Consider the following 22895-nt stretch of genomic DNA (forward strand, 5'->3'; position numbering starts at 1 on the left):
CCAACCGGCCCTGCCCGGCCGCGTGGCCGGACAAGGCACCGGAGGTCAACGGGAGTCGAGCGGGGAGGCTCAGGCGCTCTCGTTGATCAACGAGTTGATCTCCGCGTCCGCCGCCTTGGTGGCGTCGGCGACCGACTTGCCCTTGAGGATGTCGAGCAGCATCGTCTCGAGCGTTTCCTTCTTCTCGATCGCGGCCCAGCCGGGGGCGATCGGGGTGAACCAGGCGTCGGGGACCGCGTTGGCGACCGGGGCCGTGTCCGGGTTGGCCTTCAGCGGCTCCAGCTGCTTGGTGTTGTTGGGCAGGATGTCCTTCTCGGCCCGCGCGGCCTGGGACTTCTCGTTGGTGAACAGCGCGATCCAGTCCTGCGCCATGTCCTGCTGGTCGGACTTGGAGATGGTGGCCAGGTCGGAACCGCCGATGAAGGAGGGCAGCGCCTTGCCGTTCGGGCCGGGCATGCCCGCCGTGGCGATCTTGCCTTCCAGCTTCGGGTTGCCGTTCGTCTTCGAGTCGACGACGCTGCCGGCTTCCCAGGCGTTGCCGTAGAGCAGGGCCGTCTTCTCGTTGGCCATGACGTTGGCGTGGTCCTGCTCGTCCTTGGTCTGGTCGCCGTGGTTGTACTTCTTGACCAGGTCGATGAAGTGCTGGATGCCCTTCTGCGCCTCCGGCGTCGACAGGGCGGCCTTCCACTCCTTGCTGCCCTCGTCGTACTTGGCGATCTCGCCGCCGTACGCGGCTACGTAGGACATGGCGGCGTACCAGTAGCGGCCCGGCAGGTACAGCGCCGAGAAGGCGTTGTCCGCCTTGTACTTGTCCTGGACCTTGTCGAGGGCCTTGAGCAGGTCCGCCTCGGTCGTCGGCAGCTTGTCCGACCCGGTGCCGGCCTTGAACATGTCCTTGTTGTAGACGGCGACGCGGGCACCCGCGTAGTACGGAACGCAGTACAGCTTGCCCTCGTACGTGCAGGTGTCCTCGAGACCGTCGATCCACGTGTCCGAGTTGTCGTACTTCTTGGCGTCGACCTCACCGAGGGCACCGTTGAGGATGTAGGTCATCGTCTCGGTGTTGCCGAGCTCGACCACATCGGGGAACGAGTCGCCGGACAGGGCCGCGTCGAGCTTCTTGGTCTTGTCCGCCCACTGCTGGTACTGGACGTTGACCTTGACGCCGGGGTACTTCTTGTTGAACTCGTCATTGGCCTGCTTGACCAGTTCCGGCCAGCTGCTCTGGGCGTCCACCATGAGCCAGACGGTGAGTTCGCCCTTGCGGTCCTTCGGGTTCTGATTGGACGAACCGTTGTCGTCGGAGCCCCCGCACGCCGCGACGGATGCCATCATGCCCGCGATACCGATCGCGGCTATCAGCTTGCGCTTCACGCCACCCTCCTCAGGGATGCCACAAACCCCCCTGCCTCCCTGCGGTTCAAGCGTGAACGCGTACCGCTCCTGGGGCCGGGACCTGGACCAATGGTGTAGACCAGTACGGGGAGCTTGGCCCAGACCAATAGGGCTGTCAAGGGTGTTCAACCACGCTCCCGGCGTCCGTGATGCGACCGAGATATGCAGGGACCTTTCATTGCGCAAGCGGCAGATCGGACGGACCGGGACCGGGTGTACCACTGCCCATCGAACGACGCGCCGGTACGGTTCCGAACGCGCGTACCAGCACCGTCCGGCGGTGCTGTGGACTAGACCAACAACGGTCCCGGAGGTATACAGAGGGGATCACGGAGCGTGCCGGACCATGCCGGCGCGGAGCCGTGCCACGATGTGAGCCGTGGCCGACAGGGATAGCGGTCGCTTCGGCACCCGGAGCCGGGAAGGCAGAGCATGAGCACCGACGTCAGCAGTGCGGAGAACGAGGGTGGGACGACGGTCCGTACCGCGCGCGTGCCCAAGTACTACCGCCTGAAGAAGCACCTGCTCGACATGACCCGCACCCAGGCCCCGGGCACCCCCGTCCCGCCCGAGCGCACCCTGGCCGCGGAGTTCGACACCTCGCGCACGACCGTGCGCCAGGCCCTGCAGGAGCTGGTCGTCGAGGGCCGCCTCGAGCGCATCCAGGGCAAGGGCACCTTCGTCGCCAAGCCGAAGGTGTCGCAGGCCCTGCAACTCACCTCGTACACCGAGGACATGCGGGCCCAGGGCCTCGAACCGACCTCGCAGCTCCTGGACATCGGCTACATCACCGCCGACGACCGGCTCGCCGGGCTGCTGGACATCACGGCCGGCGGACGGGTGCTGCGCATCGAGCGGCTGCGCATGGCCAACGGCGAACCGATGGCCATCGAGACCACCCACCTCAGCGCCAAGCGCTTCCCGGCCCTGCGCCGCTCCCTGGTGAAGTACACGTCGCTCTACACCGCGCTCGCCGAGGTGTACGACGTCCACCTGGCCGAGGCCGAGGAGACCATCGAGACCTCGCTGGCCACCCCGCGCGAGGCCGGCCTGCTCGGCACCGACGTGGGCCTGCCGATGCTGATGCTCTCCCGGCACTCGCAGGACCGGACGGGCCAGCCGGTGGAGTGGGTGCGCTCGGTGTACCGGGGCGACCGCTACAAGTTCGTCGCCCGCCTCAAGCGGCCCCAGGACTAGACCAAGCCCGCCCACGCGACCCTGACATTGCGGTTGGGGACCGATATGCGGACGAGGGCTTCCGCCGTCCTGAACCCGTCACCTACATTTCGTGCGCACTGCACGAGGTGATCAGCGAGGGGACGGAGCCGCCGCATGTCACAAGCACCACCACAGAGCAGAGACCCGGTGGTGACGCCGGTGCGCGTCGTCATCGGTCTCTGCCTTCTCGCACCGTTCGTCGCCATGCTCTGGGTCGGTTCGTACGCCAAGTCCGACCCGGCCTTCATCGGCATCCCGTTCTTCTACTGGTACCAGATGGCGTGGGTGGTCATCTCCACCGCGCTGACGATGGTCGCCTACAAGCTGTGGCAGCGTGACCAGCGCGCTCGCCGGGAAGGCGGTTCCCGGTGAACGACGGCGTGAACGGCGTCGCACTCGCCGTCTTCATCTTCTTCTTCGTGCTCGTCACCGCCATGGGCTTCCTGGCCGCCCGCTGGCGCAGGGCCGAGAACGAGCACAGCCTCGACGAGTGGGGCCTCGGCGGCCGCTCCTTCGGCACCTGGGTCACCTGGTTCCTCCTCGGCGGCGACCTGTACACGGCGTACACCTTCGTGGCCGTCCCGGCGGCGATCTACGCGGCGGGCGCGGCCGGCTTCTTCGCGGTGCCGTACACGATCCTCGTCTACCCGCTGATCTTCACCTTCCTGCCCCGCCTGTGGTCGGTCTCCCACAAGCACGGGTACGTGACGACCTCGGACTTCGTGCGCGGCCGGTTCGGTTCGAAGGGGCTGTCGCTGGCGGTCGCCGTCACCGGCATCCTCGCCACGATGCCGTACATCGCGCTGCAACTGGTCGGCATCCAGGCCGTGCTGGACGTGATGGGCGTCGGCGGCGGCGAGGACACCAACTGGTTCATCAAGGACCTGCCGCTGCTGATCGCCTTCGGTGTGCTGGCGGCGTACACCTACTCGTCGGGGCTGCGGGCGCCCGCGCTGATCGCGTTCGTCAAGGACACGCTGATCTACATCGTGATCGCGGTGGCGATCATCTACATCCCGATCAAGCTCGGCGGCTTCGACGACATCTTCGCCTCGGCGAACGACAAGTTCACCGAGGCCGGCAAGGGCGGTCTGATACCGGACCACGGCGGCCAGTGGACGTACGCCACCCTGGCGGTCGGCTCCGCGCTGGCGCTGTTCATGTACCCGCACTCGATCACCGCGACGCTGTCCTCGCGCAGCCGTGAGGTGATCCGCCGCAACACCACCATCCTCCCCCTGTACTCGCTGATGCTGGGCTTCCTCGCGCTGCTGGGCTTCATGGCGATCGCGGCCGGGGTGAAGGTGGAGAACGGACAGCTGGCCATCCCGCAGCTGTTCGAGAACATGTTCCCGGACTGGTTCGCGGGCGTGGCCTTCGCGGCGATCGGCATCGGCGCGCTGGTCCCGGCGGCGATCATGTCCATCGCGGCCGCGAACCTCTTCACCCGCAACATCTACAAGGACTTCATCAAGCCGGACGCCACCCCGGCCCAGGAGACCAAGGTCTCCAAGCTGACGTCCCTGCTGGTGAAGGTAGGTGCGCTGGTCTTCGTCCTCGGCATGGACAAGACGGTCGCGATCAACTTCCAGCTGCTGGGCGGCATCTGGATCCTGCAGACCTTCCCGGCCCTGGTGGGCGGTCTGTTCACCCGCTGGTTCCACCGCTGGGCGCTGCTCGGCGGCTGGGCGGTCGGCATGGTCTACGGCACGGTCGCCGCGTACGGCGTCGCCTCGCCGACGCAGAAGCATTTCGGCGGCTCGTCCGACGAGATCCCCGGCATCGGCGAGATCGGCTACATCGGCCTCACCGCCTTCGTGCTGAACGTTCTGGTCACGGTGGTCCTCACCTTCGTCCTGCGGGCGGTCAAGGCACCCGACGGCGTCGACGAGACCAAGCCGGGCGACTACACGGCGGACGCGGGCGACCCGGGCGTCCAGGTGGAACTGCCGCCGGCCACGGCGGGCTCCTCGCACTGACCCTCGTTCCGATGCGGGCCGCCGGAGGAATCCGGCGGCCCGTTGTCGTACCCATCGCGCGCGAGGCATGCGGCGCACCGGGACACAACATCTGGGGGTGCTCGCGCCGGTCGGCACAAGATGTATGCTCATGCTCGCTGTCGCCGCAGGGGAATCCGGTGCGAATCCGGAACTGTCCCGCAACGGTGTACATGCGTGCTTCCGTACGTCTCCGCACGTGCGCGCCCGCATGTCCAGTCCGAGGACCTGCCGACGGTGCGCCCGGCCGCCCTGGCCCGGGTGCCATGACGTCCGGGCCTCGTGGAGTGGGCCGGTGGACGCGACGCCGTGCGCGCTCGTGAGCTGCCCCCTGCCCTCCGCCAGGCCCCGTGCCGAGCGAGGGAGTGCTCCACGTGACCATCGCGCCAGCCGATCCGGCTTCAGCGACCCCGGTGACGGCGACCGGGGAACCCGACGGACCCGGTGCCGCGCTGCTGCGGACCCTGACCGGGCTGACCGCCGACCTCCCCGACGCCGACCCCGGCCGGGTCGCCGCCGCCGCGCTGCGCGGCCGGTCCGCCCGTGCGGACGAGGCCGAGCTGCGCGAACTCGCCACCGAGGCCGCGGCCGGGCTCATCTCCGAAGACCCGGTCTACTCGCGGCTCGCCGCCCGCCTGCTGGCCATCGGCATCCGCGCCGAGGCCGCCTCGCAGGGCGTCACCTCCTTCAGCGGCTCGGTCGCCACCGGCCATCGCGAGGGCCTGATCGCCGACCGCACCGCCGCGTTCGTACGGCTGCACGCGCAGCGCCTGGACGCGCTGGTCGACCCGGCCGCCGACGACCGCTTCGGCTACTTCGGTCTGCGCACCGTGTACAGCCGCTACCTGCTCCGGCACCCGATCACCCGCAAGGTCGTCGAGACCCCCCAGCACTTCATGCTGCGCGTCGCCGCCGGACTCGCCGAGGACGACACCGCGCGGTCCGTGGACGAGGTGGCCGACCTGTACGGCCTGATGAGCCGACTCGACTACCTGCCCTCCTCCCCGACCCTCTTCAACTCCGGCACCCGGCACGCCCAGATGTCGTCCTGCTACCTCCTGGACTCCCCCAAGGACGAGCTGGACTCCATCTACGACCGCTACCACCAGGTCGCCAACCTCTCCAAGCACGCCGGCGGCATCGGCATCGCCTACTCCCGCGTCCGTTCCCGCGGCTCCCTGATCCGCGGCACCAACGGCCACTCCAACGGCATCGTCCCGTTCCTGAAGACGCTGGACGCCTCGGTCGCCGCCGTGAACCAGGGCGGCCGGCGCAAGGGCGCGGCGGCGGTCTACCTGGAGACCTGGCACGCGGATGTCGAGGAGTTCCTGGAGCTGCGGGACAACACCGGCGAGGACGCCCGCCGCACGCACAACCTGAACCTCGCGCACTGGGTGCCGGACGAGTTCATGCGCCGGGTGGACGCCGACGGGCCGTGGTCGCTGTTCTCCCCGGCCGACGTGCCCGAGCTGGTCGACCTGTGGGGCGCGGAGTTCGACGCCGCGTACCGCAGGGCGGAGGCGGAAGGTCTGGCCCGCAGGACCCTGCCCGCCCGCGAGCTGTACGGCCGCATGATGCGCACCCTCGCGCAGACCGGCAACGGCTGGATGACCTTCAAGGACACCGCCAACCGCACCGCCAACCAGACCGCCGAACCCGGCCACGTCGTCCACTCCTCCAACCTCTGCACGGAGATCCTGGAGGTCACGGACGACGGCGAGACGGCGGTCTGCAACCTGGGCTCGGTCAACCTCGGCGCGTTCGTGGACCGCGCGGCCGGCGACATCGACTGGGAGCGGCTGGACGCGACCGTCCGCACCGCGGTCACCTTCCTGGACCGGGTCGTCGACATCAACTTCTACCCGACGGAGCAGGCGGGCCGCTCCAACGCCCGCTGGCGTCCGGTCGGCCTCGGCGCGATGGGTCTCCAGGACGTCTTCTTCCAGCTCCGGCTGCCCTTCGACTCCCCCGAGGCCAAGGCGCTCTCCACCCGCATCGCCGAGCGGATCATGCTCGCCGCGTACGAGACCTCCGCCGGCCTCGCCGAGCGGAACGGCCCGCTGCCGGCCTGGGAGAAGACCCGCACCGCCCGGGGCGTGCTGCACCCCGACCACTACGGCGTCGAGCACACCTGGCCCGAACGCTGGGCGGCGCTGCGCGAGCGCATGGCCGCCACCGGGCTGCGCAACTCCCTGCTCCTGGCGATCGCCCCGACCGCGACCATCGCCTCCATCGTCGGCGCCTACGAGTGCATCGAGCCGCAGGTGTCCAACCTGTTCAAGCGCGAGACGCTGTCCGGCGAGTTCCTCCAGGTCAACTCCTACCTGGTGGACGACCTCAAGCGGCTCGGCGTGTGGGACGCCCGCACCCGCGAGGCGCTGCGCGAGGCCAACGGCTCGGTGCAGGGCTTCACCTGGATCCCCGAGGACGTCCGCGCGCTGTACCGCACCGCCTGGGAGATCCCGCAGCGCGGCCTGATCGACATGGCCGCCGCCCGCACCCCGTACCTCGACCAGGCCCAGTCGCTGAACCTGTTCCTGGAGACGCCGACCATCGGGAAGCTCTCCTCGATGTACGCGTACGCCTGGAAGCAGGGCCTGAAGACCACGTACTACCTGCGCTCGCGCCCGGCGACCCGCATCGCCCGCGCCGCCGCCCGAGCCACCACCGTCCCCGTGCAGGCCACCCCCGACCCCGAAGCGGTCGCCTGCTCCCTGGAAAACCCCGAGTCCTGCGAGGCCTGCCAGTAATGACCACCGAGACCACCACCAAGAACCTGCTCGACCCGGGCTTCGAGCTGACCCTGCGCCCCATGCGCTACCCGGACTTCTACGAGCGCTACCGGGACGCCATCAAGAACACCTGGCACGTCGAGGAGGTCGACCTCCACTCGGACGTCGCCGACCTCGCCAAGCTCAGCCCCGAGGAGCAGCACCTGATCGGCCGGCTGGTGGCCTTCTTCGCCACCGGCGACTCGATCGTGGCGAACAACCTGGTGCTGACGCTCTACAAGCACATCAACTCCCCCGAGGCGCGGCTGTACCTGTCCCGGCAGCTGTTCGAGGAGGCCGTGCACGTCCAGTTCTACCTGACGCTGCTGGACACCTACCTGCCCGACCCGGACGACCGGGCCGCCGCCTTCGCGGCCGTGGAGAACATCCCCTCGATCCGCGAGAAGGCCGGGTTCTGCTTCAAGTGGATGGACTCGGTCGAATCGCTCGACCGTCTTCAGACGCGGGCCGACCGCCGCCGCTTCCTGCTCAACCTCGTCTGCTTCGCCGCCTGCATCGAGGGCCTGTTCTTCTACGGCGCCTTCGCCTACGTCTACTGGTTCCGCAGCCGGGGCCTGCTGCACGGCCTGGCCACCGGCACCAACTGGGTGTTCCGGGACGAGACGATGCACATGTCCTTCGCCTTCGACGTGGTCGACACCGTCCGCAAGGAGGAGCCGGAGCTCTTCGACGACCGGCTCCAGCAGGAGGTCACCGACATGCTGCGGGAGGCCGTCGAGGCCGAGCTGCAGTTCGCGCGCGACCTGTGCGGTGACGGCCTCCCGGGGATGAACACCGACTCGATGCGGCAGTACCTGGAGTGCGTGGCCGATCAGCGTCTGGAGCGGCTCGGCTTCGCCCCGGTGTACGGCTCCGAGAACCCCTTCTCCTTCATGGAGCTGCAGGGCGTTCAGGAGCTGACCAACTTCTTCGAGCGGCGTCCCTCGGCGTACCAGGTGGCGGTGGAGGGCACCGTCGACCTGGACGAGGACTTCTGAGTCTCCTTCCCCGTCCCCTCACCCTCCTGGGCCTCCCTGAGCTGACGGTCGATGCGCCTGTCGCGCACGATGCCGATCACCGAGGGGAGGACCATGAGGACCAGGAGTCCGAAGGTCACGAGCATTCCGATCAGGGCTTCGATCTGGTTGCCGGTCATGACACCACTGTCGCGCCGGATACTCCTTACCGGGAGTGGCAGGACTGCCGTAGGGCCTCGATTTCCTGCCACTTCCGAGGCACACTGGCGGCATGCTGCAGAACGTGGCCGCCGTGCTGCTGGACGGCGTGCATCCCTTCGAACTCGGCGTCGTCTGCGAGGTCTTCGGCATCGACCGGAGCGACGAGGGCCTGCCCGGGTACGACTTCGCGGTGGTGTCGGCGGAGGGCCCGGCACTGAGCACGCACGTCGGCGGGCTCACCGTCTCCACGCCCTACGGCCTCGACCGGCTGGAGGAGGCCGACCTGATCGCCGTACCGGCGGGCAGCGACTACGCCCGCCGGGAGTACCCGCCCGAGCTGCTGGCCGCCCTGCGGCGGGCGGTGGACCGGGGCGCGCGGGTGCTGAGCGTGTGCTCGGGCGTGTTCGTGCTGGGCGCCGCCGGGCTGCTGGACGGGCGGCGGTGCGCGGTGCACTGGCACCACGCCGAGGAGCTGGCCCGGCAGTACCCGACGGTAGCCGTCTCGCCCGACGTGCTCTACGTGGACGAGGACCCGGTGATCACCAGTGCGGGCACCGCCGCCGGCATCGACGCCTGTCTGCACATCGTGCGCAAGGAGCAGGGGCCGGAGGTCGCCAACCGGATCGCCCGGCGGATGGTCGTACCCCCGCACCGGGACGGCGGCCAGGCGCAGTACATCGAGCGGCCGCTGCCGCGCTCCTCCTGCGACACCGTCGGCGAGGTGCTGGCCTGGATGGAGCAGCACCTCGACGAGGAGGTCACCGTCGACCAGCTCGCGGCCCGGGCGCACATGTCCCCGCGCACCTTCGCCCGCCGCTTCCAGCAGGAGACGGGTACGACTCCCTACCGCTGGATACTGCGCCAGCGCGTGCTGCTGGCCCAGCGGCTGCTGGAGGCGACGGACGAGACGATGGACACGATCGCCTGGCGCACCGGCTTCGGTACGGCGGCGGCCCTCAGGCACCAGTTCGTCAGGGCCCTGGGGACCACGCCGCACGCCTACCGGCGCACCTTCCGGGGTCCGGAGGCGGTCACGGTCGCCTGAGCCTCACCGCACCACGGGCCTGACCAGCAGGTCGTGCGGCCGGAGCGTGATGCCGACGCGGACCGCGTCGTTCGAGCCGGTCACCTGCTCGAAGCGGTACTTGGTGGCGAGTGCCGCCGTGATCAGGGTCAGCTGCGCCATGGAGAAGTGGTCGCTGGGGCACTTCCGCTTGCCCGCGCTGAACGGCTTCATGGCGTATTTCGGCACGTTTCCGGCGCGTTCCGGCAGCCACCGGTCCGGGTCGAACTCCAGGTTGTCGGCGTACGACTTCGGATCGCGCTGGATTGCGTACGGACTGTAGATGATGTCCGACCCGGCCGGAATGCGATAGCCACCGAGTTCCGTCTCGACGACCGCGCGGCGCGTCAATACCCATACGGCGGGCCGCAAACGCATGGCCTCGATGATGACATTGCCGGTGTGGGTGAGCTTGCGGACGTCCTCGAATGCCACGGGACGCCCGCCGGTGACCGCTTCGACTTCGTCGCGTATGCGGTCGGCATGTTCCGGGTGGTCGGCAAGTGCCTGCAGCAACCACATGATCGTGGAGGCGATGGTTTCACTGCCGGGGGTGAGTATCGCGACCACTTGGTCGTGGATCTCCTGTTCCCCGATCGGGTCCCCATTGTCGTCCTTCGCCTCCAGCAATGCCGTCAGCAAATCGTCCGGCTTTTGACCGGATGCGCGGCGCTCGGCGATGATCTCGTCGACCAGGCGGTGCAGATCGGCCAACGCGTCGTTGAAGGCCCGGTTGGCCGGAAGCGGCAGCCGGTACAGCGGCCCCAGCGGGACCACCATCCGCCGGTACATGCCGCGGAAGACGGTGGCGAGTGCGGTGCACAGCCGCTCGGCCCGCTCGTCCATGTACTGGCCGCGCAGCAGGCAGCGGGCGGCGACCCGCACGGCGACGCGGAACGACTCCGAGGTGGCGTCGACGGTCCGTCCCGGCCGCCAGCGCTCGGTGAGCGCGTGCGCCTCCTCCTCCATGATCGGCCCGTAGGCGGGGATGGCGTCGAGCCGGAACGCCGGCTGGATGGTGCGCCGCTGGCGCCGGTGGAGCGGGCCGTTGGCGGTGGCCACGCCCTCCTTGCCGAGCAGGCCCTCCAGCGACTCCCACAGGGGGCCGGCTATGTGGTAGTCCGGGCTCAGCGCCAGGGCGCCGGTGAGGTCCGGGCTGGTGACCGCGTAGACGGTCTTGGGGCCCAGCTTGATGCGGACGATGTCGCCGTGGTCGCGCAACTGGGACATGAAGGCCAGCGGGTCGCGGGCCAGCCGCCAGCCGTGGCCGAGGAGCGGGACGCCGCCGCCCGCGACGGGCGGCTCGCGCAGCTCCGGTGCCGGACCGGTCCGGGTCTCGGGGTTGACGGACTCGACGGTCATTTCTCCTCACCTGCCGCTTCGTTGTTGACGTAGGGGGGCGTGGACCGGTCGTCCCAGCTGTCGACCATGTACCGGCCCGACTCGTGGTGGAACCAGTAGACGGAACTGAACCAGTTCCGCATATTGCCGACGCAGGCCCGTACGGCGCCGCTCAGTTCCTTTCCGCGCACGGTTCCGTCGGCGAGGGAGTCGGCGAAACGCAACGCGTCCTGTTCCACGACGAGGAATTCGGTGATGCATTCCTCAACGCGTCGCCTGACTTCCCCAATGGCTTCTTCGAGGGTCAGCGAGTGATGCGTGATGAGACTGATTCCGAGATTGTGGACCTCGTCACCCGCTATTTCCTTGGGCAGTGAGCAGAGGTCGTTGTACCAGGCGGCGAATTCCTGGCTCAGCAGGGCCGCCCGGCGATATGCCGGGTGCTTTCGAACGGCGTCCGGCAGTTCGCACGCCGCGCTCGGCTCCAGCAGGTCGGTCCAGATCCAGTGGGCGAAGGTGAGCCGACGCAGTTCGAGGTACTCCTCGACGCCGGGCACGATTCCGTGCGTGCGGTTGTGGAATTCGCGGTCGTACGCCTCGATCACCGCGTGGAAGTGCCGGGCGAACCGGGCGTTCCAGGTCGCCGACGCCGGCAGGAAGGAGTGCAGCCGCCGCACACTGTCGGCGAACCCGGCCACCAGGGTGTCCTCGTGGTGCAGGTGGTCCCCGGGTGAGTCGAGTGCCGTGTGCAGCCGGTCCCGCAGCCGCCGCCAGGCGGCGGGCCGGCCGTGGACGACATCCCGGTCGTGCCGGTCGTCCCAGACGAAGAACCAGGCGCTGTAGTCCGCTATCGCCTGCATGACCTCGTCGGGGGCGCCCAGGTAGTACCCCGCCATGAGGTCGGTGTAGCACAGGCCATCGGCATATTCCGCGACCTTGTCCGCCGGCATGAGCCGTTTTTCCAGCATCCAGGTGCGTGTCTTCTCCTGGAGCTTCGGCCAATACGGGTGCAGTTGCCGGGGAAATGCCGCCTCGATCACCGGAAGGCGGAGCGATGACGGTACCGCGATCGCGGTCGGTGTCGCTGTGGAGCCCTGTGAGAAAGCGTGCACGGACAAACCCCTCTCAGCCGCCGGTGGCGCACCCCCCGCACCGAGCGGGGCGTGCGCCGTTGCGTATCCCCGCACTTCCCATTCAGCACCACAACTGACCGTTCTGGGAATGGATTTGCTCCATTCACTACCCCAGCGTGCCGGAATTCTCCTGTTGTGTGGTGGCTTCAGGCAAACGAACGGCGCCCGCCGGGAGGTGACCCGGGCGGGCGCCGAACTCGTGTGAGGTGCGGGGCGGGTGACGCGACGTCAGTCGTTCGCGACCACGGGGTAGCGCGGCTCGTTCTCGGCCATCTGCCGCAGCGCGTCCTTGCGTTCGCGCTTGGAGAGCCGGTCGATGTAGAGGTACCCGTACAGGTGGTCCGTCTCGTGCTGCAAACACCGTGCGAAGTAGCCGGTGCCGCGCACCCGGACCGGGTTGCCCTGCTCGTCCTGCCCGGTCACCTCGGCGTAGTCGGGGCGGGCGAGCGGCGCGTAGGCGGTCGGCACGGACAGGCAGCCCTCGTTGCTGTCGTCCAGGCTGCGCCGGTCGGCGGGCAGCTCCACGAGCTTCGGGTTGCAGACCACGCCGACGTGGCGCACGCCCTGGTCGTCGGGGCAGTCGTAGACGAAGACCTTCTTCGAGACGCCGATCTGGTTGGCGGCCAGGCCCACGCCCTCGGCGGTGCGCTGGCTGGCGAACATGTCCGCGACCAGCTGCTGGAACTCCTCGCCGAAGTCGGTGACGTCCGCGCACTCCTTGTGCAGCACCGGGTTGCCGACCACCGTGATCGGCCGCGAGGTGCCGCGCTCACGCCATGCGGTCTCGCGCTCCTCGCAGTCCTCGGTGTCGACGACGAACCCCTCGTCGTCGACGGGGAGCACGCCCGCGTGCTGCTGATCGGTGTCCTGCTGGGCCATGACCGACGTTTGCCTTCCTCGTACAACCAAGGGGTGGTGCTGACGTGACTGCTGATGGTGACTGCTGCTGGAGCCTCCTGGTAAAGACTACGGGGCCGCTCAGCAGACCTCTTCCAGGTCCCGCCAGTCACGCGAATCCGGGCTGTCGGCCACCCACCCGTCCAGCAACCCCTTCACCAGACCCGCCGGCGCGGCCACCCCGCACTCCCGCTCCGGCACCCACAGCTGCCCGTCGGTGCGGTGGCCGAGCGGCCCCGGATGACCGGGCTCGCTGTGGTCGTGCGGGTCGAGGTGCTCGCCGTCGCCCTCGTCGGAGGGCATCCGGGACTCCGAGCACATCCGGCACAGCAGCCGCACGGACGACGACCAGTCCTCGGCGGCGAACCCGGCGTCGGCGGCGAGCTGCTCCAGGGCGTCCCGGTCGGACTCGGTGGCGGCCTCCAGGAGGACCACCCAGGTGGGCACGGGCGAGGGCGCCCACAGCTCGATCTCGTCGAAGACGGGGAAGGAGTGCCCGGCGGTGGTGGTCCGCTCCCCGTGCGGCACGCCGTCGTGCAGGACGACCTCGCCCCAGCGGCGCCCGGAGGACGGCAGCGGAATGGACAGCACCTCCATACGGGCGGGGTCCAGCCGCCGCCCCCACACGACCTCGGCCTCCCCTTCCGGGGACAGCCGTACGGCCGCGCTGCCGAGGTCCATGCCGAGCGGCTCCCCGGCATCGGTGGCGGCCCCCGGGGTGCGCAGTCCGTAGGCCTGCCAGGCGCGGCGGGCCAGCGGCCAGTCCTGGAGGGCGGTCGCGGCGATGCCCACGTTCCACCAGTCGGGCGCACCGGTGTCCCGGTCGAGCAGCGCCACGGCCCGCAGGCCCGCCGCTCTCGCCTGCTCCCAGTCGTGCCGGAACTTGTGCAGCAGCGCGAGGTTGAACCACGACTCCGACAGCCACGGTTCCAGGTCGGCGGCGCGCGTCAGCAGTGCGCCCGCGTCCTCGTAGCGACCGTCGCCGATCAGCGTGAACGCGCGGTCGGTGGCCTGCCGCCAGGAGGCGGAGGGCCGGTGCCGTCCCTTGCCGAAGATCCTCACGATTCCCGCCTGCCAGTTCCGTTCAGTGGGCTGGCTGTGCCTTTCCGCGCCCCCGGACACCTTCTCCTTCGCATCCAACCACGTACGGCCACGAGGTCGCTCATTACCCATGGGTTACCCAGCCGCGGGCACGCTAAGGCAGCCTCGTGACAGCACTCGGGCCAGTGCTTCCACGACGTCGGGAGCGTAGTCGTCCGCGGGGGCCAGCCGCAGCTCCTCCAGCGCCGTGAGGCCGCCGCCGGGACCCGCGCCCCGGGCCTTCTCCTCGTAGGCGTTGACGGCCCGCACGATGCGCGCGGCGACCGGCTGCTCCCGGCACGGGTCGGCCTGCCGCTCCACCACCACCGCGACCGCCGCGTCGACGCCGGTCTGGCGGACGACGGCCCCGCCGAGCAGCGCGATCCGCCGCTGCTCGGTGACGGGCAGGGCGGCGGTGGCTCCCGCCGGGACCGGGTCGACCAGGCTCAGCTGGCCGATGTCGTGCATGAGGGCCGCATACTCGAGGACGGTCAGCCCGGTGCCGGACAGCCCCAGTTCCCGTCCCACGGCGCTGCTGAGTTCGGCGACGCGGCGGGCGTGCCCGGCCGGGGTGTATCCGGCGATCTCGGTGGCGCGGGCCAGGGAGGCGATGGTCTGCCGGTAGGTGGCGCGGACGGCCGCGTAGCGCCGGTAGGACAGCTGAGTGAGCAGCAGCGGCACGCTGAAGACGGGCAGCGCCCACAGCCCGGCGACGGCCACCGCCAGCGCCATCACCGCGCCCGTGGCGCACACCGCGGAGGTGATGCCGAGCATGCCGCGCAGCTCCTCGCGCAGCAGCGGGCCGAAGGGCCAGCCGGTGCGGGCGTGCGCGGATGCCGCGGCGAGCAGGGCGTCGCACAGCGCGGTCAGGACGAGCAGCGCGATCAGCAGCAGCGCCTGGGCGGGGCCGCCCCAGTCGCGGGAGACGCCCTGGGTGGACAGCGGCTGGAAGCACACGGCGGCGAAGGCGGCGGTGAGTACGCGCCGCGCCAGGTGGTCGAGCACGGGTCCGCCGCCGCGCGCGATGTGCGGCACGCTGCCGAGCAGCGAGGCGGCGAGCACGACCGTGACGGTCTGGGCGACGCCGTGGTCGGCGGGCGTCCCGGCGACGTGCCCGAGCAGCGCGTACGCCAGCGCGCCGGCGGCCGCCAGGGGCGCGGCCTCCCGGGTGTCGGCACCGGTGCGCCGGGTGAGTTCGCCGAGGGCGACCAGGGCGGCGAAGGCGAGGGCGACGGGCCGCTGCGCGAGCCCCGACCAGAGCACGGAGCCGAGGCAGCCGAGCGCGAGGAGCCCCGCGCCGGCGGGTATCAGGAGGAGCGGCGCCGGACACCGCCGTCGGTCCGGCGTCACGACGCCCCCTTGCCCACGCCGTCCCGCGCCTCACCGGTACGGCCCGCGGGCACCCCGGCACGGAGCGGGGGCCCGCCGTCGGACGTCACCGCCGGACGCCAGCCGTGCCGGCCCAGGGCCCGGACCAGCGCCCCGACCATGCGCGGGTCGAACTGTGCCCCGGCGCACCGCTGGAGCTCCGCCACGGCCACCGTGACGGGCCGGGCCCTGCTGTAGGAACGCGTGGACGTCATCGCGTCGAAGGCGTCGGCGACGGCCACCACCCGGGCCGATTCGGGGATGCGGTCGCCGGCCAGTCCGTAGGGGTAGCCGCTGCCGTCCAGCCGTTCGTGGTGGTGGAGGACGGCGGCCCTGGCCTCCCCCAGGAAGCGGATGCCGCGCACTATCTCGTGCCCGTACTCGGGATGCAGTTCGATCACGCGGCGCTCCTCGGGCGTCAGCGGCCCGTCCTTGCGCAGCAGCCGGGTGGGCACCCCGAGCTTGCCCACGTCGTGCAGGATGCCGGCGAAGCGGAGCGTCTCGACGCGGTCGTCGTCCATGCCCAGTTCGCGGGCGATCATCATCGAGGCCTGGCCGACGCGCTCGCTGTGCCCGCGCGTGTAGCCGTCCTTGATGTCGACGGCCTGCACGAGGGCGCGGATGGTCGCCTGGTGCGCGGCCCGTTCCCGGTGGTACTGGGCGAACGCCCACCACGCCACGCACATCGGCAGCAGCACGAGCAGCGCGGCGACGGGGCCGTAGGGGCTGCGCCACAGGACGGCCATCATGAGCCCGGCGAGCCCGTGCACGGCGATCGGCCCGAGCGAACGGGAGAACAGCCCCCGCCAGGCCCGCCGCGCGGGCACCCGGTCGGCGAGGAACAGGATGCCGCCGTCCAGCACGGTCAGCACCAGGCAGAACGCCAGTACCGCGGCCCCGGCCGGGACGAGCGCGTAGGGGAAGTCGGGGGCGACGACCGCGTCCCGGCCGCCGCACTCCCAGTGCACCCGGGCGGCGGCCCAGACGGCGAGCGTCAGCTGCGCGGCCCGCCAGATCCGCCGGAGCACGAAGGGCCGCTGCGCCACCGGGGACAGCAGCGCCCCGGGCAGTGCCACGAGCGCGGCGGCCGGCGGCGGCAGCAGGAACGCCCCGGCGAGCAGCACGGGGTAGCAGGTCCCGACGAAACGGGACCGGGCGACGAGCTCCGAGCCCGCGTACAGCCCGGCGAGCAGGAGCACGGCCCACCACGGCGTGTGCGTCCGGGGCAGCGCGCACAGACTGACCAGCGCGGCGAGGACGACACCGGCGACGTACGCACGCGCCCGCACCGGTACCGCGTCCATGAGCCTCTCCCCCGGCCATGCCAGTCAGGCTCCGGAGCCTAGGGCGGTGGCGGGAGGGCGCGGGCAGATAACCCGCGGATTAGCACGTACGGGTGACGGTTCAGGACTCCTGCGGAGCCGGCGGCGAGGCCGTCACGTCGTGCTCGGGCACGGACTGCCCGGAGCGGATCAGGTCGATCCGGCCCATGACCTTGGAACGCAGGTCACCCGGCACGTCGTCCTGTCCGCAGCACCGCTTGACCAGCTTCTTCACGGCCTGCTCCAGCCCGTACTTCTCCAGGCAGGGCGAGCACTCCTCGAAGTGGTGCTCGAACTTCACGCAGTCCGAGTCCGGCATCTCCTGGTCGAGGAACTCGTAGAGATGATCGAGGATTTCGCTGCAATCCGTCTCGTGCGGCTCTCCGCAGCTCATGACCCCGAGCCTTTCGCTTCGTTCGACTTGCCGGCGCCGGCCGGGACCAGACCGCGGTCGCGGGCGTAGTCCTCCAGCATGCCGCGCAGCTGACGGCGTCCACGGTGCAGCCGGGACATCACCGTACCGATGGGTGTCCCCATGATGTCGGCGATCTCCTTGTAGGCAAACCCCTCGACGTCCGCCAGGTAGACGGCGATACGGAACTCCTCGGGGATGGCCTGGAGGGCTTCCTTGACGTCCGAGTCGGGCAGGTGGTCGAGCGCCTGGGACTCCGCGGAGCGCAGACCCGTCGACATGTGCGACTCGGCGCGCGCGAGCTGCCAGTCCTCGATCTCCTCGGCCGCGCTGCGCTGGGGTTCGCGCTGCTTCTTGCGGTACGAGTTGATGAAGGTGTTGGTGAGGATGCGGTACAGCCACGCCTTGAGGTTGGTTCCCTCGCGGAACTGGTGGAAGGACGCGTACGCCTTGGCGTAGGTCTCCTGCACCAGGTCCTCGGCGTCGGCCGGATTACGTGTCATGCGCAGCGCGGCCGAGTACATCTGGTCGAGGAACTCGAGCGCGTCCCGCTCGAAGCGCGCGCTGCGCTCCGCGGTCGACTCCGCGCCCGTTCCCCGGCCCTCGGGCTGCTCCGCCTGGCCGTGTTCGGTCCCTGCGTCGGTCCCAGTGACCGGACCCACCTCCTCCAAAGATGTCGCGAGACCGAGACCGGCCCCACTCGAATCGGAGGATAGACGACGATCCGGTCCGCCCGCCGCCCGAATAGGGGCGGTCTTCGCCGCGTGCAGCACCGTCCAGTCCAGGTCGGATCGGCTGCTACGACTCGGGCAGAAGGTCGAACCCATGCGGCGGACTTCCTCTCCTACGGCGTCGGTGCTGATTCTCAGCAACGTATGTCCGCCACAACAGCGGGCGCCCGCCGGTCATTCCCGGGCGTTCACCCGAGTGAGCCGACCCACTTCGCGACACCCTCGGTGATCAGTTCCAGGGCCCGCTCCTGCGTGATCTCCGCCCGCTTGGGGACGGCGAAGCCGTGGTCGCCGTACGGGATCTCGATCAGGTCGTAGGTCCTCTCAGGTGCCCCGGGGAATTCCTCCGGTCTGCCGAAGGGATCGTTGCCGCCCTGTACGACGAGGGTGGGGGCACCCGCGCCGAGCAGTTCGTCCGCGCGGGACTTCTCGGGCTTGCCCGGCGGGTGCAGCGGGAAGCTGAGGGCGAGCACGGCATGGGCGCCCAGTTCGGCGGCGGTGCGGCAGGCGACGCGGGCGCCGGCGCTGCGGCCGCCGGCGATCACCGGCAGGCCGGGCGCCTGGAGCGCGGGCCAGATCCCGCGCCAGCCGGTGTCCAGGGTCTTGGGCGCGGGCGCCAGCTTCTTCCCCGCCACCCGCCAGGGCTGCTCGACGAGGGCGACGGTCCCGCCGTGCGCGGGCAGCGCGGCCGCCAGTGCCCGCAGGTCGCGCGCCTCGACGCCGCCGCCGGCGCCGTGGCTCGCGGCGAGGACGAGGCGGGGTTTCCGGGCGTGGTGCCAGGTGATGCGAGCGGGGCCCGCGTCCGTCTCGACCGCCTCTGTCACTACCTCTGTCGCATCCGTCACGTCAGAAGAGTGTGCCCTCTTCGGGGCCCTCCAGCTCCTTCAGCAGCTCCGGCCCGTTGTTGCGGACGTTGCTCACGGCCGTGGAGACGGGGAACGCCCGCATCAGTCCGGCGGGCGGGGGCGTGAGGAAGGAGGTCAGCTCGTCGGGGTCGGTGCGCGCCGGGTCGAGCCAGTCGTCCCAGCGGTCCGGCGTGAGCATCAGCGGCATCCGGGGGTGGATGTCGGCGAGGGCGTGCGGACCGTCGGCGGGGGCGACGGCGAGCGGCGTGGTCTCGGCCTCCGTGGTGATCACCGAGCAGGTCACCCACCAGGCCTGCGGGTGGTCGTCCGGCAGGGTCCTGTCCCGCCAGAACTCGTACAGACCGGCCATCGCGAAGACCGTCCCGTCGGCCGGGGTCACGAAGTAGGGCTGCTTGCGCGGGCGCTTCTTGCGGCCCTCCACCTCCAGGTCGCGCTCCTGCCGGCCGGTGACCCACTCGTAGTAGCCGTCGGCGGGGAGGATGCAGCGCCGGGTGCTGAAGGCGCGTCGGAAGGAGGGCTTCTCGTGGACGGTCTCCGCGCGGGCGTTGATCATCCGGGCGCCGCCCTCGGGCGTCTTGGACCAGGAGGGGACCAGGCCCCACTTCAGCTTCCGCAGCTGGCGAACCGGCTTCGGGTCCTCGACGTCTTTCAGGGGACGGTCCAGGACGGCGTAGACCTCCTTGGTGGGGGCCACGTTGTAGTCGGGCTCCAAGGTCTCCTCGGGCTCCCACTTCTCGATCTCGAAGATTCCCGCGAGATCCTCGGGTCGACGACTCGCCGCATACCGTCCGCACATACGTGCCACACTGCCAGACCCCGCGTTCTCACGAGGAGCCCTCGCCCGAAATGGACCACCTCGCAACGGCCTCGCTCGCCTCCCTCTGGGACGAGGTCTCCGGTACCCAGCCCGATCCCGACCTCTGGGTGGTGATCGCCACCCTGGTCGCCGCGCTCGTAGTCGTCGTGCCGCACGGGCTGTGGCGGATAGCGCGCAACGCCGTCACCATCGCCCACGAGGGCGGCCACGGGCTGGTGGCGCTGCTGACCGGGCGCACGCTCACCGGCATCACGCTGCACTCCGACACCAGCGGCCTCACCGTCAGCCGCGGCAAGCCGCACGGGCTCGGGATGATCCTCACCGCGGTGGCCGGCTACACCGCTCCCCCGCTGCTGGGTCTCGGCGGGGCCGCGCTGCTGGGGGCGGGGCGCATCACGCTGCTGCTGTGGCTGGCGACGGCGCTGCTCGTCGCGCTGCTGGTGATGGTCCGCAACGCGTACGGGGTGCTGACGGTGGTGCTGACCGGCGGCACGTTCGTCCTGGTGTCGTGGCTGGCGGGTCCGCAGGTGCAGGCGGCGTTCGCGTACGCGGTGGTGTGGTTCCTGCTGCTGGGCGGGGTGCGGCCGGCCTTCGAGCTGCAGGCCAAGCGGGCGCGGGGCGGGGCCGGTGACTCGGACGCGGACCAGCTGGCGCGGCTTACGCACGCGCCGGCGGGGGTGTGGTTCCTCCTGTTCCACGCGGTGTCGCTGTGCTCGCTGATCGGCGGGGGCCGCTGGCTGCTGGAGCTGTGACGCCCGGGCACCCTCCTGCGGGCGCCGTGGTCGGCGCATATATGCACGGCAAGTGCACTGTCGCGATTTCGGTCCGGTTTCGACGCTTTTGATCAAGATCTCCGGTCGCGTTCAGCCATTAAAGTGGGGCCCATGACCGTGAACCCCGCGCACACCGCCCTCTGGCCCGCCCCGCACGCGAGCGGAGCCGTCGACGCGACCGTCCACGTGCCCGGATCCAAGTCGGTCACCAACCGCGCCCTGGTGCTGGCCGCCCTCGCCTCCGAGCCCGGCTGGCTGCGCCGCCCGCTGCGCTCCCGCGACACCGTGCTGATGGCCGAGGCGCTGCGCGCGATGGGCGTCGAGATCGAGGAGGGCGTCGGTCCGGACGGCACCGGCGAGTTCTGGCGGGTCATCCCGGCGGGCCTGCGCGGCCCGGCCACGGTCGACGTGGGCAACGCCGGCACGGTCATGCGCTTCCTGCCGCCGGTCGCCGCGCTCGCCGACGGAGCCATCCGCTTCGACGGCGACCCGCGTTCGTACGAGCGTCCCCTGCACGGCGTGATCGACGCGTTGCGCGCCCTGGGCGCCCGCATCGACGACGACGCGCGCGGCGCGCTCCCGATGACCGTGCACGGCGGCGGCGCCCTGGAGGGCGGGCCGGTCGAGATCGACGCCTCGTCGTCCTCGCAGTTCGTCAGCGCCCTGCTGCTGTCCGGCCCGCGCTTCAACCAGGGCGTCGAGGTCCGCCACACCGGCTCGGCCCTGCCGTCGATGCCGCACATCCGTATGACCGTCGACATGCTGCGCGCGGTCGGCGCCCAGGTCGACACCCCGGAGTCCGGCGGCGAGCCGAACGTCTGGCGGGTCACGCCGGGCGCGCTGCTCGGCCGGGACCTGACGATCGAGCCGGACCTGTCCAACGCCCAGCCGTTCCTGGCGGCGGCACTGGTGACCGGCGGCCGGGTCGTGATCCCCGACTGGCCGTCCCGCACCACCCAGCCCGGCGACCGGCTCCGTGAGATCTTCACCGAGATGGGCGGTGCCTGCGAACTGACGGACTACGGTCTCGTCTTCACCGGCTCGGGTGCCGTGCACGGCATCGACGTGGACCTCGGCGAGGTCGGCGAGCTGACCCCGGGCATCGCCGCCGTCGCCGCCCTCGCGGACTCGCCCTCCACCCTGCGCGGGGTGGCGCACCTGCGCCTGCACGAGACGGACCGCCTGGCCGCGCTCACCAAGGAGATCAACGAACTCGGCGGTGACGTCACCGAGACCGCCGACGGCCTGCACATCCGCCCGCGCCGCCTGCACGGCGGCGTCTTCCACACGTACGAGGACCACCGCATGGCCACCGCGGGCGCGATCATCGGCCTCGCGGTCGAGGGTGTGGAGATCGAGAACGTGGCGACGACGGCCAAGACGCTGCCCGAATTCCCCGACCTGTGGACCGGGATGCTCGGGGCGTAGGGACGGATCGCCATGCGCCGCTACGGCAAGCACACCGACGAGGACGACATCCGCTCGCGCCCCAACCGCAAGGGCAACCGTCCGCGCACCCACACCCGCCCCAAGCACGAGGACGCCGCCGAGGGGCTCGTCCTCACCGTGGACCGCGGCCGGCTGACCTGCCTCGTCGAGGACCGGGTCGTCATGGCGATGAAGGCCCGGGAACTGGGCCGCAAGGCGGCGATCGTCGGCGACCGGGTGGCGCTGGTCGGCGACCTCACCGGCAAGAAGGACACCCTCGCGCGCATCGTCCGCATCGAGGAACGCACCTCCGTCCTGCGCCGCACGGCGGACGACGACGACCCGTACGAGCGCGTCGTCGTCGCCAACGCCGACCAGCTCGCCATCGTCACGGCCCTCGCCGACCCGGAGCCGCGCCCCCGCCTCATCGACCGCTGCCTGGTCGCGGCGTTCGACGGCGGCCTCACCCCGCTGCTGGTGATGACCAAGTCGGACCTCGCCCCGCCCGACGAACTGCTGGAGCTGTACGGCGCGTTGGACATCCCGTACGTCGTCACCAGCCGCGAGGAGCTGGAGAACGGCGCGGCGGCCGACCTCGTACGAGAACACCTGGACGGCAGGATCACGGCGTTCGTCGGCCACTCCGGCGTCGGCAAGACGACCCTGGTGAACACGCTGGTGCCCGAGGACCGCCGTCGCGTGACGGGCCACGTCAACGCGGTGACGGGCCGCGGCCGGCACACGACGACCTCGGCCCTCGCCCTCCCCCTGTCCTCCGAGGCGGGCGGCTGGGTCGTGGACACCCCGGGCGTACGGTCGTTCGGGCTCGCGCACATCGACCCGTCGCGGGTGATCAACGCCTTCCCCGACCTGGTGCCCGGCACCGAGGGCTGTCCGCGTGCGTGCAGCCACGACGAGCCCGACTGCGCGCTGGACGCGTGGGTCGCCGAGGGGCACGCCGACCCGGCGCGGCTGTACTCGCTGCGCCGACTGCTCTCCACCCGGGAGCGGAAGGAAGGCGACTGACGTTCGCGTTGTTCGCCGTGCTGACCTTCGCGTTGTTTGCCGTGCGTGGGGACCGGTAAGGGCATAATCGCACCAAGCC

21 protein-coding genes and 1 riboswitch are annotated in these 22895 nt (G+C 70.7%); of the genes, 9 read left to right on the plus strand and 12 right to left on the minus strand.

The window, feature by feature from the left end; translation table 11 throughout:
* Positions 1 to 69: 69 nt before the first annotated feature.
* Entirely contained in the window at positions 70 to 1374 is a 1305-nt protein-coding gene (locus tag AMK11_RS06950) for a sugar ABC transporter substrate-binding protein (protein ID WP_073724311.1), read from the minus strand.
* A 453-nt stretch (positions 1375 to 1827) separates the two neighbouring features.
* Between AMK11_RS06950 and AMK11_RS06955 the strand changes: the two genes are divergently transcribed.
* The 5 genes from AMK11_RS06955 to AMK11_RS06975 all read left to right on the plus strand — a co-directional run bounded on the left by AMK11_RS06955 (position 1828) and on the right by AMK11_RS06975 (position 8379).
* Entirely contained in the window at positions 1828 to 2592 is a 765-nt protein-coding gene (locus AMK11_RS06955) for a GntR family transcriptional regulator (protein ID WP_073724313.1), read from the plus strand.
* A 135-nt stretch (positions 2593 to 2727) separates the two neighbouring features.
* Entirely contained in the window at positions 2728 to 2985 is a 258-nt protein-coding gene (locus AMK11_RS06960; RefSeq protein WP_073724314.1) for a DUF3311 domain-containing protein, read from the plus strand.
* A complete protein-coding gene (gene mctP / locus AMK11_RS06965; protein ID WP_073724316.1) occupies positions 2982 to 4592 on the plus strand; it encodes a monocarboxylate uptake permease MctP in 1611 nt (536 codons plus the stop codon). Before AMK11_RS06960 ends, mctP begins: the two co-directional genes overlap by 4 nt.
* A 124-nt stretch (positions 4593 to 4716) precedes the next feature.
* Positions 4717 to 4860: riboswitch (cobalamin riboswitch) on the plus strand.
* Positions 4861 to 4984: 124 nt separating this feature from the next.
* Positions 4985 to 7360 (plus strand): ribonucleoside-diphosphate reductase subunit alpha, encoded by a 2376-nt coding sequence (locus tag AMK11_RS06970; protein ID WP_073724318.1) that lies wholly within the window; start codon positions 4985 to 4987, stop codon positions 7358 to 7360.
* A complete protein-coding gene (locus tag AMK11_RS06975; protein WP_073724320.1) occupies positions 7360 to 8379 on the plus strand; it encodes a ribonucleotide-diphosphate reductase subunit beta in 1020 nt (339 codons plus the stop codon). The genes AMK11_RS06970 and AMK11_RS06975 overlap by 1 nt, the downstream gene beginning before the upstream one ends.
* Here AMK11_RS06975 and AMK11_RS06980 read toward each other — a convergent pair.
* A complete protein-coding gene (locus AMK11_RS06980; protein ID WP_073724322.1) occupies positions 8292 to 8537 on the minus strand; it encodes a hypothetical protein in 246 nt (81 codons plus the stop codon). The genes AMK11_RS06975 and AMK11_RS06980 overlap by 88 nt on opposite strands.
* 92 nt (positions 8538 to 8629) lie before the next feature.
* Between AMK11_RS06980 and AMK11_RS06985 the strand changes: the two genes are divergently transcribed.
* A complete protein-coding gene (locus AMK11_RS06985; protein ID WP_073724324.1) occupies positions 8630 to 9604 on the plus strand; it encodes a GlxA family transcriptional regulator in 975 nt (324 codons plus the stop codon).
* Between the two features lie 3 nt (positions 9605 to 9607).
* Here AMK11_RS06985 and AMK11_RS06990 read toward each other — a convergent pair whose 3' ends face one another.
* From AMK11_RS06990 to AMK11_RS07035, 10 genes are all read right to left on the minus strand, one after another.
* A complete protein-coding gene (locus tag AMK11_RS06990) occupies positions 9608 to 10984 on the minus strand; it encodes a bifunctional albaflavenone monooxygenase/terpene synthase (RefSeq protein WP_073724326.1) in 1377 nt (458 codons plus the stop codon).
* Positions 10981 to 12075: an epi-isozizaene synthase gene (gene cyc1 / locus AMK11_RS06995; RefSeq protein WP_079187353.1), complete on the minus strand. Its 1095-nt coding sequence runs from the start codon at positions 12073 to 12075 to the stop codon at positions 10981 to 10983. Before cyc1 ends, AMK11_RS06990 begins: the two co-directional genes overlap by 4 nt.
* A gap of 249 nt (positions 12076 to 12324) precedes the next feature.
* The gene (gene def, locus AMK11_RS07000; RefSeq protein WP_073724329.1) at positions 12325 to 12975 is read right to left on the minus strand and encodes a peptide deformylase; all 651 of its coding nucleotides are present in this window, start codon (positions 12973 to 12975) and stop codon (positions 12325 to 12327) included.
* A 99-nt stretch (positions 12976 to 13074) separates the two neighbouring features.
* Positions 13075 to 14055 carry a tetratricopeptide repeat protein gene (locus tag AMK11_RS07005; protein WP_073724331.1) on the minus strand — a complete coding sequence of 327 codons (981 nt, stop codon included), beginning with the start codon at positions 14053 to 14055 and terminating at the stop codon, positions 13075 to 13077.
* Between the two features lie 114 nt (positions 14056 to 14169).
* Positions 14170 to 15423, minus strand: coding sequence for a metal-dependent phosphohydrolase (locus AMK11_RS07010; RefSeq protein ID WP_073724333.1), 1254 nt, complete (start codon positions 15421 to 15423; stop codon positions 14170 to 14172).
* The gene (locus AMK11_RS07015; protein ID WP_073724335.1) at positions 15420 to 16745 is read right to left on the minus strand and encodes an HD-GYP domain-containing protein; all 1326 of its coding nucleotides are present in this window, start codon (positions 16743 to 16745) and stop codon (positions 15420 to 15422) included. Before AMK11_RS07015 ends, AMK11_RS07010 begins: the two co-directional genes overlap by 4 nt.
* Positions 16746 to 16845: 100 nt before the next feature.
* A complete protein-coding gene (rsrA, locus tag AMK11_RS07020; protein ID WP_073724337.1) occupies positions 16846 to 17157 on the minus strand; it encodes a mycothiol system anti-sigma-R factor in 312 nt (103 codons plus the stop codon).
* Positions 17154 to 17837, minus strand: a complete 684-nt coding sequence (gene sigR, locus AMK11_RS07025; RefSeq protein ID WP_019326972.1) for an RNA polymerase sigma factor SigR — start codon at positions 17835 to 17837, stop codon at positions 17154 to 17156. The genes rsrA and sigR overlap by 4 nt, the downstream gene beginning before the upstream one ends.
* A gap of 257 nt (positions 17838 to 18094) precedes the next feature.
* Positions 18095 to 18730: an alpha/beta hydrolase family protein gene (locus AMK11_RS07030; RefSeq protein WP_079187291.1), complete on the minus strand. Its 636-nt coding sequence runs from the start codon at positions 18728 to 18730 to the stop codon at positions 18095 to 18097.
* A 22-nt stretch (positions 18731 to 18752) separates the two neighbouring features.
* Positions 18753 to 19568, minus strand: coding sequence for an SOS response-associated peptidase (locus tag AMK11_RS07035; protein WP_073724343.1), 816 nt, complete (start codon positions 19566 to 19568; stop codon positions 18753 to 18755).
* A 50-nt stretch (positions 19569 to 19618) separates the two neighbouring features.
* Here AMK11_RS07035 and AMK11_RS07040 point away from each other — a divergent pair, with 50 nt between their 5' ends.
* From AMK11_RS07040 to rsgA, 3 genes are all read left to right on the plus strand, one after another.
* A complete protein-coding gene (locus tag AMK11_RS07040) occupies positions 19619 to 20341 on the plus strand; it encodes a M50 family metallopeptidase (RefSeq protein ID WP_073724345.1) in 723 nt (240 codons plus the stop codon).
* A 132-nt stretch (positions 20342 to 20473) separates the two neighbouring features.
* On the plus strand, positions 20474 to 21790 hold the full coding sequence (gene aroA / locus AMK11_RS07045; RefSeq protein WP_073724347.1) for a 3-phosphoshikimate 1-carboxyvinyltransferase: 1317 nt from the start codon (positions 20474 to 20476) through the stop codon (positions 21788 to 21790).
* A gap of 12 nt (positions 21791 to 21802) precedes the next feature.
* A complete protein-coding gene (gene rsgA / locus AMK11_RS07050) occupies positions 21803 to 22816 on the plus strand; it encodes a ribosome small subunit-dependent GTPase A (RefSeq protein ID WP_073724349.1) in 1014 nt (337 codons plus the stop codon).
* Positions 22817 to 22895: the final 79 nt, after the last annotated feature.

It is taken from the genome of Streptomyces sp. CB02414 (genome assembly GCF_001905385.1).
Lineage (GTDB): Bacteria > Actinomycetota > Actinomycetes > Streptomycetales > Streptomycetaceae > Streptomyces.